The sequence below is a fragment of the Oleiphilus sp. HI0066 genome (genome assembly GCF_001635725.1).
Window position 1 is genome coordinate 1 of record NZ_LWFH01000003.1, and the last position, 876, is coordinate 876.

General features: G+C 44.7%; 1 protein-coding gene. It reads left to right on the forward strand.

The window, feature by feature from the left end:
- Nucleotides 1-129: 129 nt before the first annotated feature.
- Nucleotides 130-876 (forward strand): aminotransferase class V-fold PLP-dependent enzyme (locus A3738_RS00560; protein ID WP_231876483.1); only part of this gene is annotated, 747 nt, incomplete at its 3' end.

Below are 876 nucleotides of genomic sequence, written 5' to 3' on the forward strand. Positions count from 1 at the left end.
TCAAATGTTGACGCTCGGATTTGTTCTTGAATTGGTACGCGCAGTTCCGATTGCTTCGCTTGCTGAACAGTGGGAGCAAACTTTATCAGAACTTCTTAGCTTTAAAGATTAGGCGGGAAAACGAATTAAATGAGCGCAATGACGGCACAAGAGATACAAGAGATCGCGTTAAAGGCACGCGCAGACTTCCCTATTCTCAACCAAGATGTAAACGGTAAGCCACTGGTATACCTCGATAGCGCAGCTAGCTCTCAAAAACCGCAGCAAGTGATCGACGCAATGACAGCGTATTATCATTCAGATAATGCAAATGTGCATCGCGGCGCGCATACCCTAGGCGATCGTGCAACAGCAGCTTTTGAAGGTGCTCGAGATAAAGTTAAGTCGTATTTGAACGCCCCAGCTCGCGAACAGATTATTTGGACCAAAGGTACGACTGAGGCCATGAATCTGGTCGCGCATGGTCTAACACCCCAAATCGAAGCGGGTGACGAAATCATTGTGACACGAATGGAGCATCACGCGAATATCGTTCCATGGCAAATGTTGGCAGAACGTACGGGTGCGGTCATTAAAGTTTGGGAGATCAATGAGCATGGTGAGTTGCTCATTGATCAACTCGACGAGCTTTTGAATCCAAACACAAAGCTTCTTTGCTTTACCCATGTATCAAATGTGCTTGGAACCATTAATTCAGCAAATGAAATCATTGCCAAAGCAAAATCTGTGAATGCATTAACCGTTTTAGATGGTGCACAAGCAACACCTCATTTTGCTGTTGATGTTCAGGATTTAGATTGCGATTTTTATGCATTTTCATCGCATAAAATTTTCGGCCCGACAGGTATTGGTGTTCTATATGGAAAGCGCGACTTG